This window comes from Kitasatospora sp. NBC_01302 (assembly GCF_035976515.1).
Classification (GTDB): domain Bacteria; phylum Actinomycetota; class Actinomycetes; order Streptomycetales; family Streptomycetaceae; genus Kitasatospora.
Map to the genome: position 1 here is coordinate 9,015,540 of NZ_CP108404.1, position 15,300 is coordinate 9,030,839.

Sequence of the window (15,300 nt, forward strand, 5' to 3'; positions counted from 1 at the left end):
CTTCTGACACCGACTCGGATCACCTCGCGCTCGTCAGAAACCGCCTGCACCGGGTCGGGTGGCGGCCACTCTCAGAAGCCGGTGAGGGTGGTCTTGCCGATCGCCGTGCCGGACTCCCTGATCCGGTGGGCCTCGCGAAGGTTCCTGACGTTGATCGGACCGAGGTCCTGGGTGGCGGTGCTGGTGAGGATGCCGGCGTCCACGAGGCGCGCGATCCGGGCGAGGACGTGGTGCTGCATGGGGTTGACCGCGAGGGCCTCCACCTGGACGAGCAGGTCGCGCGGGCCGGGCTGGGGGACGGGCACCCGCCCGTCCCGCGCCTGTCGGGGGCTGCCGCTCTCCACTACTCGGTGGTACCGTATAGCAGTACTCGGTATCACGCAGTACTGGGAGTGCTGAGGAGGACTCGCGATGGACGACCTGACGGAGATGCTGAAGGGCACGCTCGAAGGGTGCGTGCTCGAAATCATCGGCAGCGAGGAGACCTACGGGTACGCCATCACCCGTCAGCTGAACGAGCTCGGCTTCACCGGCGTCATCGAGGGCACGGTGTACACCATCTTGCTGCGGCTGGAGCGGAACGGGCTCGTCCAGGTGACGAAGCGGCCGTCCGGGGTCGGTCCGCCGCGCAAGTTCTACGCGCTCAACGACGCCGGACGCGAGGAACTCGCGAAGTTCTGGGCGAAATGGCAGTACGTCTCATCACGCATCGACAGGCTCAAGGAGGGCGGGAGATGAACTTCTGGGAGAGCGTCACAGGCAGCGATCTCACCAGGCAGTGGAAGGCGTTCGAGGACCGGGCCGAGGCCCTGCCGGACGACCACCGGGCGGCGTGGGAACAGATCAAGGGCCACCTCGTGCCCCGTGCGGGCTTCACCGGCCGTGCCCTGATGCCGATCCTGGACGCCGCCCTGGGGCTGCTCGAGGAAACAGCGGCGGACGGGCAGGGCGTCCACGAGGTGCTCGGCGACGACATCCGGGGATTTTGCACGGCGCTGGTCGGCGGAGAGGGGGCTCGAACCTGGCGTGACCGGTGGCGCGAGCAGTTGAACAGGAACGTCGCAAGGAAACTGAGCCGGCTGGGAGGCTGACGTGGGCATCCAGGACATCGTCGAGGGCAAGAAGCAGTGGCGGGCGCACACGGCCCGGGTCAAGGCGCTCCCGCCGGACTACCGGATCGTCTACCAGGAGATGCAGAGGTACCTGTTCAAGGTCGGACCGGTCTCGCTGCCCGAGGGGCCCCTGCTCCCCGGGATCGTGGACTTCTTCGAGGAGGGCGTTGCCGAGGGCAAGGGGGTCCTGGAACTGATCGGCACCGACGTCGCCGCCTTCTGCGACGGCCTGGTCGAGGGCTCTGCCACCTGTGCGGACGTTTACCAGGAATCCCTGAGGCGGGAGCCCGGCGCGGCCGGGACGTAGCAGCCCGTGGGGTTGGCTTTGGCGGTACTCGGGTGCAGGACCCCGTTGGTCAGCTGCCGATGATCCCGCCGCCTGCCGCCACGCCGCCCCTTGCTGACGGGCAGCAGCGCCTTCCGACACGCCCGCTCGGGCGGTGCTCGGATCCCCCCGACCAGTCGTACCCGTCCGAAAAAGAGTCGCATGATCGGAGGAACGCGGCCTAGACCAGAGGGAGGTGCGGGTACTGTGCGTTGGCGCTCTGTACGTAGGAGGCGGGCATCTTGGTCGTGAGGGCTGGGTTGCCCGCCAGGGCGGTGGCCTGATCCTGGGTCAGTGCCGGGACGGCCGGCGTGTTGCCGGCGAGCAGGCAACTGGAGATCTGGACCGCCAGGGTGAACCCTTCGTGGCGTTGCACCGTGATGACGGTGTTCTGGATGCAGTTGCCCGGTTCGTGTTGGACCTGGACGGGGTCGCCGGCCGGGTCGGTGGGGCAGGTGCCCGTGTCCGGGCAGGTGAGGGCGCCGGTGCTCGGGTACATGCTGACCCCGAGCTGGCCCGTGCCGTCGGGTGTGTGCACCTGGGCGTACACGCTGGGGTAGGGGTCGTTGGTGGAGGGCGGGTCGGCCTCGAAGTGATCGGCGGTCAATCCGGTGGGCAGTGCCTGGACCACGGCGGCCAGCAGGGCCGGCGCGGTGACGGGGACCAGCGGGCCGCTGGGGGCCGGCGTCGCGGCGGTGCTCGGTACGGCCGGTCCGGTCGCGGCGCCGCCGGTGGGGGAGGGGCTGCCCGCCGCGGTGGCGGTGTCGCCCGGCGCTGGGGAAGCAGTTGGGCTCGACAGGGCAGTGCTCGGGGTCGCGGGGGCGCTCGGCGGGCCGGCCGGCGTGGCGCCGGCCGCAGCGTGGCCGCTCCGGTGCCCCCCGGTGTGGCCGGAGCAGGCGGACATGGTCGCCAGGACGAGGACGGCCGTTGCGGCGCCGACGAGTTGGAGCCGCCGCATCCGGGGCACGGCTGGGCCGACCGGGCCGCCACTCCGCGGCTTGCCGGCGCGGGCCGGTTCCTGGCCGGTGGCGTTGTCGGACTCGTTGGTCACGTCGGATGCCTTTCTGGTGGTGTGTGTCGAGGGCCGGCCGTGCGCACTCGCAAACGCGGGTGCTGTCCGCCGCGACGGTCGGAGCACCCGGCGGCGGTTCGGTGGTGCTTTCCTGTGCGGCAGCGTCGACCGCCCGCGGGCCGGGCACCGGTTCGGCCGGCCGGGGGGCTGGTGGTCGGGGCCGGAATGATCTCATCACGAAGGCGTCCCGGGTCGACTACCGCCCCGTACGTCGCCGGCCTCACGCTCATGGCCGGGTCCGGCACCGTGGTCGTTACGGTGCGGATGCCGCCGTCAGGCGGGGGTCAGTGGCGGGTCAGCGCGGCGGGCGATAGTTAATGGCACAGGGACGGGCCGCAGCGAACGGGCGGGCCGGGTCCTGGGGGAGAGGTGCCCGGAGTGGTTGATCGGGGGCCGGGGCTCTGGTCCCGGTCGGGCGCAAGCCCACGCAGGTTCGAATCCTGCCTTCTCCGCCTCGTGGTCCACCGAAGCGCTCCAGGGCATGCCCTGGAGCGCTTCACGCACCGTCTCGCCCGGTGCCGGAGGCGGAAGCCCGGATGGAGCCGTTGCTCCTGACAGGTGCCGTACTTCGACGGTGCGACGACCATGTCAAGGCGCGGCGCCCGCAGGCTAAGCCGGGGGCGAACGACGTTGACGCAGCCGAGAAGCAGCCGCTGCACCGCATCGGCGGCAGGAACCCGTGTGCGGCGGTGACTGCATCATGCATCCTGGTGCAAGGCCGGGCGGACGAGGGGCGTCCTCACCAGAGGTATTGGGTGGTCGCACTGCCAGGCTGCTCCTGCCCGATCCCCCGTCAGCAGGAGCAGTGCAGCAGGCGGCTGCTCGACTATGACGAGCCGTCACCTACCAACCCAGCGGCCCGTGCGCTCGGTAAGGCTGTCTCGCCGAGCGCGCGACGCAGGGCATCCCGGCTGGACAGACCGGCGAAGCGCCCACGTACGACCGGGTACAAGGGCGCTTCGCCGGCCCGCCCGGGCAGGCGCCCACCGCCGCGCGCCGGTCCGACAAGATCTGAACAGAGAAGACCTACTCCGCCGTCCGGGCCCGGGTGGCGGTGTCGAACTCCACGTACTCGATGATCGCGCCGCCCGGGTGGCGGACGGTCAGGTTGCGGCCGGTGGGGACCTGGTTCGGGCCGTCGAGCACCTCGCCGCCGTGGCGCCCGGTCAGTGCCAGGATCTCGTCCAGCGAGGTCACCACGGTGGTGGCCTGGGTGGCGCGGTACGGGGCCAGGGCCTCGGCGGTGCCGGCGATGAGCAGGTAGCCGCCGATCCGGGCCAGTTCGAGGTCGCGGTAGGCGAACCGGAGGGCGGGTTGCTCGCCGGTAAGGTCGAGGAAGGTCGGCAGGGCGCGGTCCAGGTCGTCGACGTAGATGCGGGCGTAGCTGGCGAGTGCGGGCATGGCGGGTCCCCCCGGATCGGTTGGATTGATCGGTGTGATCGTTTCGACTTTACCGAATTGACGAAGCGAAAGGCATACTAGGGGATCCCCGGGCCGACCCGGGGGCGCACGGTGCACAGGGGAGGGGAACACGATGTCCGGGGAGCCCGAACTCGCCGTGGTGCTGCACGCGCTGGGCGATCCGGTGCGGCTGTGGCTGGTCCGGGTACTGGCCGCGCAGGGGGAGAGCACCTGCAGCCCGGACGGACTCGACGTACCGCGCTCCACGCTCACCAACCACTGGCGGATCTTGCGCGAGGCCGGGCTCACCGAGACCCGGCAGGAGGGCAAGCACCGGGTGATGACGCTGCGCCGGGCGGCCGTCGAGGCACGGCACCCGGGCCTGCTGGCGGTGGTGCTGGCGGAGCCGGCCGGACCCGGGGCGGCTCCCGGCTGAGGTCGGCATGCGGTGGCCGGTCCATGCGGGTCGGTCGGTGCGTACCGGACCCTGAGTCGACCCGCCCGTCCGGAGACGGCCGCGTCACGCGCTGCACACTGGCCCGGATCCACCAGGTTTGAGCCGGCTCGCTGCTGACGGAGCTTCAGCCACCGGTTCGATCTCGCTGCACCTTCCGGCCTCGCTGCACCTTCTGACCTCGCTGGACGGACCCGAACCCTCCGGCAGCCCCGGCACGTCCGACCGTTGTCGTGGCGCGCTCCCGTCTCAACGGACGTGGTCCCCGTCTCGGTTGATCGGGTCCGGTCCCCCCGTCATCCGCGATGACGTGGTCTGCCTCCGTGTCGTGTGGTGCAGTTGGAGCAGCCCGAGACTGCCGCCCGCCAGGGCGAGTCCGAAGACGGTGAAGAGGCCGTCCTCCCGGATGAACCGGGCCTGCCAGAGGGTGTACTGCTGCGGCGCAACCGGTGTCCACGCGTCATCGTTGAGGTCTGCCGTCGAGATCTGGTAGCTCGGGCCCGGCAGGATCCGGCTGCTGCCCTTCGCTCCACCTACGACGAATCCACCGATCACCACGCCCAGGCACAGGATGCCGATGACGCCGAGCCCGAGCCGCAGCCGTCGGTCGGGGAACATCGCTCGCCAGATCCTCATCTCGGCGGCACGGCGAGCGGCCTCCTCCTGCGTGTCGCGGCGTGCTGCGCGGGGGCGTACGACCAGGAAGAGGGAGACCAGCAGCCAGATCCAGCACGGTACGAGGACGGCTCCCGCGATACGTGACAGGTCGTCATGGACGACGAGCACCCGGTTCGAGGGCCACGAGGCAAGGCTGTCGACGAGGGAGAGGACGAGCAGTGCGGCACCGGCCACGGCGGCCACCAGGTCGCCCATGGCACAGGCGCGCGACCGTGTTCGCCACCGCGCCGACCGTGTCGGCAGGTGCAGATGGGCGGTGGAGTTCCCGCGCGGCTCCATCGGGTTCGGGAGCGCGGATTCGTCGGATGCGGACACATCGAGAGGCTACTGGTCTGCGCCGGCCTTCGGCACCCGCATTGTCCGTGACGGTAATCCTCGGCGTTGCAACGGGCGGTACTGGAACCCCTGTTGCCGCAGGGCGTCAAGGCTGGTCGGCCGCCGGTGCGCACCGAGCCGGCCCCTCCACCCGGGGAAGGCCGGCGATCATCAGGTCGAGGGCGAATTCGAAGCGTTGGTCGAAGTTGTCGGGGCCGACGTAGGACAGGGTCGCGGCCAGGGCCGGGTAGGTGTCGGCCGGGACCTGGCCCGGGGGGAGGGCCGGTGCGGTCTCCTGGGCGGCCTGCTGTTCCTGGGTGAGGCCCAGGGTCAGGTAGAAGATCGACCAGTGGGTCCACGCGGCCGTGCGCGGCGAGTGGCCGGCTGCCAGCAGGGTGGCGATCACGGTGTCGGCGTAGCGCAGCGTGCGCGGCTCGGCGGCGAATACGCCCGCGACCATTCTGGCGGCGTCGCGGTGGGAGAGCAGCGCCGTGCGACAGCGGCGACCCAGTTCCTTGAGCCGCTCGGGGAACGCCTCGGGCAGCGGCTCGTCGAGACAGTGCGCGAGGAGTTCGTCAGAGGCCAGTTCGAGCAGGCGGCCTTTGCTGGAGGCGTGCCAGCGGACGGTGTTGTGCTGCACCCCGAGCCGGGCCGCGACGGCGCGCATGGTCACCCCGTCCAGCCCGTGCTCGTCGAGGACCGCCAGTGTGGCGGCGACGATCTCGCCCCGTGTCGTACCCATCCGATGCACCTCTCCGGTCGGCTTTCGCGCCTCTGCCGTCCAACCACTGTTGTCCAATGGACAATTCTAGGGCATGCTCACTCTTGTCCAACGGACAAGAGTGAGAGGAAGTGGTTGTCATGCTCGACGTGCTCATCGCCGGGGCCGGCCCGGTGGGGCTCTGGCTCGCCGCGGAGCTGCGCCTGCACGGAGTGGAGGTGACTGTCGTGGAACGCCGGCCGGAACCGGACGGACGCTCGCGCGCGGTCGGCATGCAGGCCGGCACGCTGGACACCTTCGCCACCCGCGGACTCGCGCAGCGGTTCATCGAACGGGGCACCCCGGTGGCGACCGGCCACTTCGGGGCGGCGACCACCCGGCTGGACTTCTCCACGGTCGGGGCGGTGCACCCGTTCATGCTGGCGCTCGGTCAGTCCGTCACCGAACAGCTGCTGGAGGAGCACGCGGTTGCCGTGGGCGCCCGGGTACTGCGCGGGGAGGAGGTCGTCTCGCTCACCCAGGGGCCGGACGCCGTCGAGGCGGTGATCCGGTCCGGTGGCACCCACCGGACCGTGCGGGCCCGCTGGGTGGTGGGCTGCGACGGCACCCGCAGCGCGGTGCGCCAGGCGGCCGGCATCGACTTCCCCGGTCAGGACACCACGCTGACCGGGTGGCTCGCCGACGTCGAACTCGACGATCCGCCCACCGCGCCGCTCGGCGCCACCGGGCCGGCCGGGTCGTTCCTGGTGGCCCCGATCGGCGACGGCGTCCACCGGCTGGCGGGCCTGTCCACGGCCACCATGCACCGTGGCGCCGGCGAACCGTTGACCCTGGAGGAGGTGCGCGAGCAGACCCGCGCGCTGCTGGGACGGGACCTGGGCATCCGCAACCCCCGCTGGCTGTCGCGTTACGGCAATGCCACCCGCCAGGCCGCACGGTACCGGGCCGGACGGGTGCTGGTGGCCGGGGACGCCGCGCACATGTTCTTCCCGGCCGGTGGGCAGGGCATGAACCTCGGCATCCAGGACGCCACCAACCTGGGCTGGAAGCTGGCCGCCACCCTCCAGGGCCGGGCGCCCGACGGACTGCTCGACAGCTACGACACGGAGCGCCGGCCGGCCGCCCGCGCCGTCATCGACAACACCCGCGCGCAACTCGCCCTGTTCGCCGCGGCGAGCCCGGAGCAGATCGCGCTGCGCGAGGTCTGGTCCGCCGCGCTGGCCGAACCGCAGACCAACCGCCAGTGGGCCCGCCGGATCGCCGGGTTCGACGATCCGCTGCCCGCCGGCACCGTACCCGGCGCGCACCCGCTGAACGGCACCCGACTGGCCGGCCTCGCCCTGGACACGGCCGGCGTGCCCACCGCCCACCCGCTGCTGCACCACGGCCGACCACTGCTGCTGGACCTCGGCGGGAACCGGACACCGTGCCCCACCGATGCCCTGGAGCAGTGGGCAGCAACAGTCAACACCGAAGCGGCGCATCCGATCTGGCGGGACGTCACGGCCGTCCTCATACGGCCGGACGCCCGGATCGCCTGGGCCAGCACCGACACCGACCCGCAGCGCCGTGCCGCGGACTGCCTCACCACCCTGCGCACCCTGTGCCGTTGAACGCCGCTGTCCTGAACGCCGCTGTCCTGACCGCCGCTGTCCTGACCGCCCAGACCAGCGGGACGCAGTGGGTGGACGGGCATTCCCCCGGTATTCCGGACCAGCGGGTCGGTTCAGCCGGCGGCGTCACCGAAGAGCACGGTTTCCAGCGCGAGCAGTTCTGCATCGTCGAGCTGCGGGACTGTCCAGTTGGTGCCCTGCGGCATGGGCGGGGAACCGAGGGTCGAGCGCGAGGTGACAGCGCTCGACGTCGTAGGACAGGTCCGAGTACCAGAGCCAGTTGTGCTGGCACTTCCCGTTGCCTACACCAGCGTGGCCGGCTCCGCCAGTGCAGCTGTCCCCGCGAGGCGAAGCCGGCGGAGCCGGGGTTCGATGGAGGGGATGTCCGTGGCCGGCGATGGCCTGCGTCCAGGCCGGTGGCAGCTGGGGGCGGATGTCCGGCTCCTCGGACGATGAGGAGCCATGGGAAAGGAGATGAGCGATGGAGAGCCACGAGGACGTTCTGAACGGCGGGCGGTGCCTGCATCCCGGTCCGCGGCAGCCGGTTCCACCCGCGGCCTCGTCCCCCGAGAGCGCACCGCGCGCCGGGAGGCGCTCCGTGCCGGGCCGGCCGGCGGCGAAGGGGCACGGCAGGCTGGCAGCAGCCGTCACCGCGGTCCTGACCAGCGCTGTCATGGTGGCCGGCACGCCCCTCGCGAGCGCCGCTTCCGCCGCTGTCCCGGTCTTCGGGCAGCAACTCGGCAACGACTGCGAGGCGACCTCCCTGCGCATGGTGCTGGCCGCACGGGGTGTGCAGGTGTCGGACCAGGACGTGCTCGGGCGCATCGGCGTCGACCTGGCGCATCCCCAGGCGGGAGTCTCCGGGCCGTTGTCCGGGGACCCGTTCCGGGCCTTCGTGGGAGACCCCGGCGGCTCGGAGGCAGCCGGCACCGGCTTCGGCGTGTACTATCCGCCGATCGCCCAGGCCGCGCAGTCCTACGGCCTGTCCACGGCGGCGGCCGGACAGGGGATCTCCCCCGCCCAACTGCGCAGCGCGGTTGCCGCGGGACACCCGGCGATCGTCTGGGTCGACTACAACTGGCGTGACGTCGCGGCGGGCTCGTACACCGCGTACGACGGTCGGGTGGTGCCCTACGCCGGCCCGTCCGAGCACACCGTCGTCGTGACCGCGGTCAGCAACGGACAGTATCTGGTCAACGACCCGGCCCGCGGGCAGCTGCAGATCAGCGAGGCGGCCTTCGACGCGGGGTACGCCAGCTACGGCGACATGGCGGTCATCGTCGACTGACCGCTCCGCCCCGGCCGGGCCCGCTGCCGCGGCGGCAGCGGGCCCGACCCGTGGGTGACGGGGGCCCTGGAAACGGCGGCGGAAGCGCTCCGGACGCGGTTCGGATTCCGCGGTCGCATGCGCATCGGCAGCAGAGCTCGGCGAACGAAGGCCTGCGGTACGCGATAGTCGACCAGCACAGCCGTGCGGGCCGCCACGTGGTACCGGTGAACGACGTTCCCCGCATCGGCGACCGATCCACCACAGTGAGCCTCTGCGCCGGCTCCGACCGCGCGGACACCTACCGGGGCAACGAACGGCGCCGGCGGTGCGAATGGATCGCAGGGGGTCGGTCGTTACGGCGCCGCAGGCCCTGGAGGTGACGGCACCGTGGGCAGCGCAGGCGGGGTGGCCAACGCCGGAACCGTGGACGCTGGCAGCGGACGGAACACCATCACATCGCCCACTGCTGCTGGCCGAGGGAGGGCAAAGCAGTTGCGCGCACAGCACATACAGGACCAGGATCTCGCCCTTGGGACGGGTGGCGTCACCAGGCCGCTCGGACGTGTCGGTGAGGCAGGGGCGGGTGTCATCCTGCCAGGAGGGGGTCGGATGGGAGCGCTGGGGGACAGCGGAGGTACGGGGAGCCAGGACGACAGGCTCGTGGCAGCGGTACGCACGCGCGACGCCGACGCGGTGCGGATGGTACTGGAAGCGGGTGCGGACCTCGATGCGTTCGGCGCGGACGGGCTCCCGGTGCTGTGTACGGCCGTGGCGGCGTACGACGGACCGGTCGCCGAGGCGCTGGTTGACGGCGGCGCGCATCAGAACCGGCTGCTGCCGGACGGGACGACGCCGCTGCTGAGGGCCGTCGAACTCGGCTCTCCGGCGGTGGTCACGGCGCTCCTGGGCAACGAGCCGCAGCTGCGCCTGCCGCAAACAGCACAGAAGCGGCTGCTGGCCCTGGCCAGGAACTGGTACGAGAGGGGTGCGGCCGAGGAATTGCGCCGAAGGACGGGAGCGCCCGGTCCCGCCGAGGTGCTCGTGATTCCCGACTGCGAGTACAACCGTGTCGAGCAGATCTCCGTCGGCGGGCTCACCGTCAGGGCTGGGCACGGCGCCGTCCTCACCTGGCTGGAGGAGGCATTCCACATCCCGACACCGGTCGGGGAGCTGGCGGCCCGCGCGCTTCGTCACCCCGAGGAGGAAGACGCGAACTGGCACGTGGACTGGTTCGCGGCCTGCTTCACCCTCAGCCAGCGCCGCGACAAGGACACATGGTCGGCTGTGGAGGCCATGCGCCACCACCCCTCGCCCGCCCACCGCGCTTTCGTGGCCTGCTCCCTCGGTATCGGAGTCGGCATCGAGCCCACCGACCAGGACTGGTACGCGAAGGAACGGAACCGTCTCCTGACCGCCTGGGCCGCGGAGGAGGGGGACGGCAAGGTCCTCGCCAAGGTCCTCGACGCCCACCCCGGCGGTGACCACCCTGACAAGGAGGCCCTCGGACTCCGCTACACGAACCACACCGACCCCCGGGTGCGCCGCGAAGTGCCCTACTTCCTCTACGCACGCGGCACCCCTCCCACCCCCGAAGCCACCACCGCACTGCTCGCCCTCGCGCATGACCCCGACCCTGCGGTACGCCGCGCCGTGGGCAACGCACTCGGAGCAGGACCCGGCCTCACCCCCGACATCAGGAACGCGCTGCTCACCCTGATCCGTGACCCGGACGAAGGCGCTCGCTCCAGCGCCGCGGTCGCCCTGTCGCGCTTCCGAGACCGCACGCCAGCCGTCACTGACGCGTTCCGGGCACTGCTGGACGAGGAGAATCAACTGCTGCGCCTGGAGGGCGCCTACGGTCTTGCCCAGCTGGACGATCCGCGGACTGAAGAGGCGTACGAGCGGGTGGGCCCGCTCGGCCCCGCTTTCGACATCGATCACCGGGCCTCTGGGCTCTGGCAGTGGAGATCGCGGAACCGTCCCGAGCGGTCCTGAGCGTTTCGTACTGCCGGGGAGTTGTCCGGCCGGCCCGGTCGGTCGGAAGCGCGGCCACGGGGTCAGGGCCCGCAATGCGCCTGTCGCCTACGACTGAAGTGACTGCGTCGTGCGGACCGGGCGGGTGCGGACCGGGCGATCGCCGAGCGCGATGAGCCCTGGCCGCCTGGGGTATTGCGCTTGGCTTCGCCGCCCTGGACCCGGCACCGCAGCGGACGGCCCCTGTCGGCAGGGGCCACCGTCTGCTTCCGCGTGGTCGGCGCTGATGCTGGGCCGTCCTGGACCCGAAGGGATGGGAATGGCGGTTCGTATGGCGGCTGCTGAGGCGAGTTGCCTAGGCTGCCTCGGCATGAAGGGGCGGCTGTCGGGGCCTGCCCCGCAGTGATGGGTGGGGGAGAACAACCGGTGAACCGCAGGGGCGAGTACGGCAAGTTGGTGCGGGACCGGATTCCGCAGATCATCCGGGAGGGCGGGGCGACGCCTGTCACCTATATCGCCGGCCCACAGGAGTACCGAAGTCGCCTGCGGGACAAGCTCGGAGAGGAGGTCGCCGAGTTCCTGGAGGCCGACGACGCGAGGGCGCCGGAGGAACTCGCGGACGTGCTGGAGGTGGTGTACGCGCTCGCCGCGGATCTGGGGATCGGCATGGACCAGGTGGAAGAGATCCGCAGGGCCAAGGCGGATGAGCGCGGCGGCTTCGCGGGCCGGGTCGTCTGGACCGGCAACCGCTGACCGCCTCTACGGGAAGGCGGTGCGGCGCTTCGTGCTCAACTGCGGTCGCAGCTGGGTCCGTTCGTCGGTGAGCGGCTTCGTGTACCGGGCCACAGGCGGCTGGGGACGTTGGCCGGTGGGTCTTGCGCCGTCGGCTTGGGTCGGGACGGCACGGCAGGCCCGGGCGGGGGCAGCGCCGGGGCGCCCTCGGCTCCGGCTGTTGCCCGGTCTGCCGAGGAAGGGCGGTGATCTCGCCCGGGGAGGTGCCGCGTCGGATGGTGCCCTTCGGCCGACTGGGCCGCTAACCGTCGTGTCGGAGGACGCTCCAGCCGCTGTCCGTGGCGGCTCCGGTGGTCTCCCGCGGTGAGCGGGTGACCGTCACATGCCCGCCAGGGTGGGCGAAGGCCGCCGCGTCCTTGAGCCCCGGATCCGCTGCCAGGGCAGCACGTTGAGGTCGACCATCGGGAAGACCAGGTCGAGTCCGGTCCGGTCCGGTCCGTTCGGGGCGGGGCCGGCCGAAGTCGCCGTGCGGGTGGAGTTCCTGCTGTGCTGCTCGCGTTTGGGGTGCGCCTTTGGCCTATGGCATGGCCGTTCCGGCCTCGCTACGCTGATCGGCGCTCCCGCCGGGCGGGGGCATGCACGGCTACGAGCACTTCCAGACCGTTGATTCTTCGACCGGGAAGGTTCAGCCCCATGCGATCCCGTCTGGCAGCCCTCCGGCTTGCCGCCCTCGCCTTCGCCGCCACAGCGGCATTCGGCCCCACCCCGGCGTCCGCCGCGACCGTGGCCCCCCACGACGCCTGGATCCCCTGCCAGGCCGGCCTGACGGCCGACAAGGCCTGGGCTCCCGGCAGCAACTTCGCACCCGGCGTTCGCTGGTGCGTGGGCGAGTACCAGCTCACCATGCAGAACGACGGCAACTTTGTGATCTACGACGTCAACGGCCACCCGCTGTGGAACACGCAGACCGAGGGCCACCCCGGCGCCTCAGCGGTGATGCAGAACGACGGCAACCTCGTCGTGCAGAAGAACAACCAGCCGCTGTGGAACTCCGGAACGGGCGGCAACACCGGCTCGTACTACTACGTGTGTTTCCAGACCGACGGCAACCTCGTGATCTACGCGCCGCTGCCGAACACAACGCCGTGCAACGGCGCGCCGCGCTGGGACAGCAACACCTGAGCGGCACGCGTGTCGGTGCGGTGCGGTGCTCGACCGCCGCACCGGCCGGCACGCGCGTTCCGGTCGCCGGCTGGTGGTCGGGCACGGGGCCCGGCGCCGGCTCGCCGAAGTGGTGGCCCGTCAGGGGTCCGGCGTGCGCATCCCGCGGGCCCGTGGTGGACCGCTGGTGGCTTGCGGCTGCTGGGAGTTGTTCACCGGCCGCCGGCCGGGGCGGTGCACGGTGGGTGCGGGGACTGCCGGACGATCGCCGTCGGGGCGGCCTGCAGGGGAGGGGTGCGTCCGGGCCGTGGGTCTTTGGGCGGGTTCCGGCAGCAGGTGCTGCTCGGCAGCGGGAGCGGTCCCCACGCCGCGAGGGATCGATGTCGCCGGGCTCTGACGGCGCCTGGGTGCTTGTCGCCGCGGCCAAGGGCCGACCGGGTCGGACACCGGCGGGGACGTGCGTGGTCGGCGAGTGCCCGGCCGCGCACGTCCCCTCGGTTCAGCCCTGGGTTCAGTTGCGGATGCCGTAGGCGACCTGGCCGGAGGTGTGGTCGATGACGTAGGCCTGGTAGCTGCGGCCCGGGCCGTCGTAGTACCAGGGGGACTGCGCGCCGCTGAAGGAGTCCCAGCCGACCCGGCCGTCCAGCAGGACGAACTCGCAGTTGCCGTTGATCCGGGTCGGGTCGATGGCCTGGAAGTCGTGGTACTGGCCGTCGCTGTAGAGCTGCAGCTCGATCTTCTGGTCGGCGGTGCAGTTCGCGGTGGTGAGCCAGTGATCGCCCTCGTTGGCGGCGAAGGCCGGTGCGGACATGGTCAGGGTGAGCGCGGCGCCCGCGCCGAGGACGGCGACGGCGGTTCGCAGCGAGGTACGGCGAGACAGCATGAGACGGTTCCCCCGAGGGTCATCAGCCGGCACACGCATCGGCGCATGGTGCGCCGGGGTACGGCCGGACGCGGTCATGCTTCCAGCGGACAATCGCAGTGGCAAGAGCCGAAGCCGGTCTCCCGGCCCCCCGGACGGTGTCGGACGGTGTCGGACGGTCTTGGGCAGTCCCGGACGGCGCGACCGACGGCAACCGGCGTCGAAGCCGCCCCCGCGGCCGTACCGGCAGCCGACCCCCTGGAGATCACCGCGGCCACGTCCTGGCCGGGCGCCTGCAGCCGGGCGGTCGTCACGCAACTCGGCGTCAGGCGACCGGGAATCGCGAGACGACCGCCGCTCACACCCGCAGGCCCTCCCGCGCCCGGCCGCACACCGGTCGCCAAAGGCTCGATCGACAGGACAAGCTCGCGCTGACCGGCCGGGCCCGGCGGTGGGGCCCGGAACGCCTATGGCCGCGCCTCTCCCACTGGGGCACCGCGCCGTCGGCTGCCGGGGGAGCCGTCAGGCCGGGGTCAGTGGCGGGTCAGCGGGGCGGTGCATGGTTGGTGGCACGGGGACGGACCGCGGCGAAGCGAGCGGGCCGGTCCTGGGGAGAGGTGCCCGGAGTGGTTGATCGGGGGCCGGGGCTCTGGTCCCGGTCGGGCCGCAGGCCCACGCAGGTTCGAATCCTGCCTTCTCCGCTTCTCATGCCTTCGTCGCCCGGTGGTCCGGCTCGGAGGGCGGGATTGCGGGCCGTGCGGTGATGGCGGCGTTCTCCGTCGGGGGTGGTCGTGTCGCGCGGGTGCGGGTGGCAGCGAGTGGTGGATGCGTGTGAGCCGGTCGTGATGCCGCCCGGGTTGCTCGGGCCACCTCAGTGCGTGTCAGACCCTGCTCGTACGCTGCGGGCATGAGCACCGGGTCTTGGGCGGGAGTCCGCGAGCGGGTACAGCAACTGGCGACGGTGGCGGGGGCCGAAGCGGTCTTCGGCTTCCATGGCCACAGGTTCCTACTGGAGGATCCGCTCACTGCGGGCGAACTGGAGGAGTTGGAGGGTCAGCTGGGTGTTCGGCTCCCCGAGGACTACCGGGAGTTCTTGACCCAGGTCGGCGCCGGCGGTGCCGGCCCGGGCTACGGGGTCTTTCCGATACGCCGCGTGGACGGGCGGTGGCGTTGGGAGGGCGACGGGGCGGACCTGCCCGATCTGGCCCGCCTGTCCGAGCCCTTCCCGGTTCAGGGCCCCGATCCTGTCGAGGTCGGCGCACTCCAGGACGAGTGTCCCCAGGAGGAGGACTTCGTGGAGGACGAGGACTTCGGCCGGGCGATGGGCGCCTGGGATGCGAGGTGGGAGGCGCTGATGTGGGATCCCGAGCGGACTGTCGGCGCCATCGCCCTGTGCCACCTGGGCTGCGCCTACCGCCAGTGGCTGGTTGTCAGCGGACCCGAACGTGGCCGTATCTGGTCCGACGACCGGGCGGACGAGCGCGACCTCGAACCGCTCCTCGGGCCGGGGCAGGAGCCCATGACGTTCGCCCTCTGGTACCGGAGTTGGCTGGCTGAGGCCGGCCGCGCGACAGAGGCGGCCCGCCGCTGACACGCCTCCTGGAGGAACG

The 15,300-nt window shown here is 71.7% G+C and carries 16 protein-coding genes and 2 tRNA genes; 12 read left to right on the forward strand and 6 right to left on the reverse strand.

Annotated features, from left to right (window positions below; genetic code table 11):
• Positions 1–71 precede the first annotated feature (71 nt).
• Positions 72–305, reverse strand: a complete 234-nt coding sequence (locus OG294_RS39150; RefSeq protein ID WP_327071339.1) for a hypothetical protein — start codon at positions 303–305, stop codon at positions 72–74.
• A gap of 106 nt (positions 306–411) precedes the next feature.
• Between OG294_RS39150 and OG294_RS39155 the strand changes: the two genes are divergently transcribed.
• Genes OG294_RS39155 through OG294_RS39165 form a run of 3 tightly spaced genes read left to right on the forward strand, consistent with a single transcriptional unit; the run spans position 412 to position 1,419 of the window.
• Complete coding sequence (locus OG294_RS39155; RefSeq protein WP_327071340.1) at positions 412–738, forward strand: PadR family transcriptional regulator; 327 nt, start codon at positions 412–414, stop codon at positions 736–738.
• A complete protein-coding gene (locus OG294_RS39160; RefSeq protein ID WP_327071341.1) occupies positions 735–1,091 on the forward strand; it encodes a DUF1048 domain-containing protein in 357 nt (118 codons plus the stop codon). The genes OG294_RS39155 and OG294_RS39160 overlap by 4 nt, the downstream gene beginning before the upstream one ends.
• Before the next feature lies 1 nt (position 1,092).
• The gene (locus OG294_RS39165) at positions 1,093–1,419 is read left to right on the forward strand and encodes a DUF1048 domain-containing protein (RefSeq protein ID WP_327071342.1); all 327 of its coding nucleotides are present in this window, start codon (positions 1,093–1,095) and stop codon (positions 1,417–1,419) included.
• A gap of 199 nt (positions 1,420–1,618) precedes the next feature.
• Here the strand turns inward: OG294_RS39165 and OG294_RS39170 are convergent, their stop codons facing one another.
• Positions 1,619–2,488, reverse strand: coding sequence for a hypothetical protein (locus OG294_RS39170; RefSeq protein WP_327071343.1), 870 nt, complete (start codon positions 2,486–2,488; stop codon positions 1,619–1,621).
• A gap of 384 nt (positions 2,489–2,872) precedes the next feature.
• On the opposite strand from OG294_RS39170, the gene OG294_RS39175 reads away from it, so the two are divergent.
• A tRNA-Gln gene (locus tag OG294_RS39175) sits at positions 2,873–2,961 on the forward strand.
• A 574-nt stretch (positions 2,962–3,535) separates the two neighbouring features.
• Here the strand turns inward: OG294_RS39175 and OG294_RS39180 are convergent.
• Positions 3,536–3,910: a VOC family protein gene (locus tag OG294_RS39180; protein WP_327071344.1), complete on the reverse strand. Its 375-nt coding sequence runs from the start codon at positions 3,908–3,910 to the stop codon at positions 3,536–3,538.
• Between the two features lie 133 nt (positions 3,911–4,043).
• On the opposite strand from OG294_RS39180, the gene OG294_RS39185 reads away from it, so the two are divergent.
• The gene (locus OG294_RS39185; RefSeq protein WP_327071345.1) at positions 4,044–4,346 is read left to right on the forward strand and encodes an ArsR/SmtB family transcription factor; all 303 of its coding nucleotides are present in this window, start codon (positions 4,044–4,046) and stop codon (positions 4,344–4,346) included.
• Positions 4,347–4,613: 267 nt separating this feature from the next.
• Here OG294_RS39185 and OG294_RS39190 read toward each other — a convergent pair whose 3' ends face one another.
• Positions 4,614–5,225, reverse strand: coding sequence for a hypothetical protein (locus OG294_RS39190; RefSeq protein ID WP_327071346.1), 612 nt, complete (start codon positions 5,223–5,225; stop codon positions 4,614–4,616).
• A 238-nt stretch (positions 5,226–5,463) separates the two neighbouring features.
• Positions 5,464–6,099 carry a TetR/AcrR family transcriptional regulator C-terminal domain-containing protein gene (locus tag OG294_RS39195; protein ID WP_327071347.1) on the reverse strand — a complete coding sequence of 212 codons (636 nt, stop codon included), beginning with the start codon at positions 6,097–6,099 and terminating at the stop codon, positions 5,464–5,466.
• 119 nt (positions 6,100–6,218) lie between these two features.
• Here OG294_RS39195 and OG294_RS39200 point away from each other — a divergent pair, with 119 nt between their 5' ends.
• From OG294_RS39200 to OG294_RS39220, 5 genes are all read left to right on the forward strand, one after another.
• Complete coding sequence (locus tag OG294_RS39200; RefSeq protein WP_327071348.1) at positions 6,219–7,691, forward strand: FAD-dependent monooxygenase; 1,473 nt, start codon at positions 6,219–6,221, stop codon at positions 7,689–7,691.
• A gap of 598 nt (positions 7,692–8,289) precedes the next feature.
• Positions 8,290–8,979 (forward strand): C39 family peptidase, encoded by a 690-nt coding sequence (locus tag OG294_RS39205; RefSeq protein ID WP_327071349.1) that lies wholly within the window; start codon positions 8,290–8,292, stop codon positions 8,977–8,979.
• A gap of 642 nt (positions 8,980–9,621) precedes the next feature.
• The gene (locus tag OG294_RS39210; RefSeq protein WP_327071350.1) at positions 9,622–10,956 is read left to right on the forward strand and encodes a HEAT repeat domain-containing protein; all 1,335 of its coding nucleotides are present in this window, start codon (positions 9,622–9,624) and stop codon (positions 10,954–10,956) included.
• A 405-nt stretch (positions 10,957–11,361) separates the two neighbouring features.
• Positions 11,362–11,688 (forward strand): nucleoside triphosphate pyrophosphohydrolase, encoded by a 327-nt coding sequence (locus tag OG294_RS39215; protein ID WP_327071351.1) that lies wholly within the window; start codon positions 11,362–11,364, stop codon positions 11,686–11,688.
• A 672-nt stretch (positions 11,689–12,360) separates the two neighbouring features.
• Positions 12,361–12,849, forward strand: coding sequence for a hypothetical protein (locus OG294_RS39220; RefSeq protein ID WP_327071352.1), 489 nt, complete (start codon positions 12,361–12,363; stop codon positions 12,847–12,849).
• A gap of 490 nt (positions 12,850–13,339) precedes the next feature.
• Here the strand turns inward: OG294_RS39220 and OG294_RS39225 are convergent, their stop codons facing one another.
• Positions 13,340–13,711 (reverse strand): hypothetical protein, encoded by a 372-nt coding sequence (locus OG294_RS39225; protein ID WP_327071353.1) that lies wholly within the window; start codon positions 13,709–13,711, stop codon positions 13,340–13,342.
• A gap of 590 nt (positions 13,712–14,301) precedes the next feature.
• Here OG294_RS39225 and OG294_RS39230 point away from each other — a divergent pair.
• Positions 14,302–14,391 (forward strand) — tRNA-Gln (locus OG294_RS39230).
• Between the two features lie 206 nt (positions 14,392–14,597).
• Complete coding sequence (locus tag OG294_RS39235) at positions 14,598–15,281, forward strand: SMI1/KNR4 family protein (RefSeq protein ID WP_327071354.1); 684 nt, start codon at positions 14,598–14,600, stop codon at positions 15,279–15,281.
• Positions 15,282–15,300 lie beyond the last annotated feature (19 nt).

What these genes read in the sequence shown, in the direction of transcription:
- OG294_RS39195 (WP_327071347.1), bottom strand. Translation starts at nt 6,099, where the DNA reads ATGGGTACGACACGGGGCGAGATCGTCGCCGCCACACTGGCGGTCCTC.
- OG294_RS39155 (WP_327071340.1), top strand. Translation starts at nt 412, where the DNA reads ATGGACGACCTGACGGAGATGCTGAAGGGCACGCTCGAAGGGTGCGTG.
- OG294_RS39200 (WP_327071348.1), top strand. Translation starts at nt 6,219, where the DNA reads ATGCTCGACGTGCTCATCGCCGGGGCCGGCCCGGTGGGGCTCTGGCTC.
- OG294_RS39225 (WP_327071353.1), bottom strand. Translation starts at nt 13,711, where the DNA reads ATGCTGTCTCGCCGTACCTCGCTGCGAACCGCCGTCGCCGTCCTCGGC.
- OG294_RS39160 (WP_327071341.1), top strand. Translation starts at nt 735, where the DNA reads ATGAACTTCTGGGAGAGCGTCACAGGCAGCGATCTCACCAGGCAGTGG.
- OG294_RS39180 (WP_327071344.1), bottom strand. Translation starts at nt 3,910, where the DNA reads ATGCCCGCACTCGCCAGCTACGCCCGCATCTACGTCGACGACCTGGAC.
- OG294_RS39220 (WP_327071352.1), top strand. Translation starts at nt 12,361, where the DNA reads ATGCGATCCCGTCTGGCAGCCCTCCGGCTTGCCGCCCTCGCCTTCGCC.
- OG294_RS39185 (WP_327071345.1), top strand. Translation starts at nt 4,044, where the DNA reads ATGTCCGGGGAGCCCGAACTCGCCGTGGTGCTGCACGCGCTGGGCGAT.
- OG294_RS39235 (WP_327071354.1), top strand. Translation starts at nt 14,598, where the DNA reads ATGAGCACCGGGTCTTGGGCGGGAGTCCGCGAGCGGGTACAGCAACTG.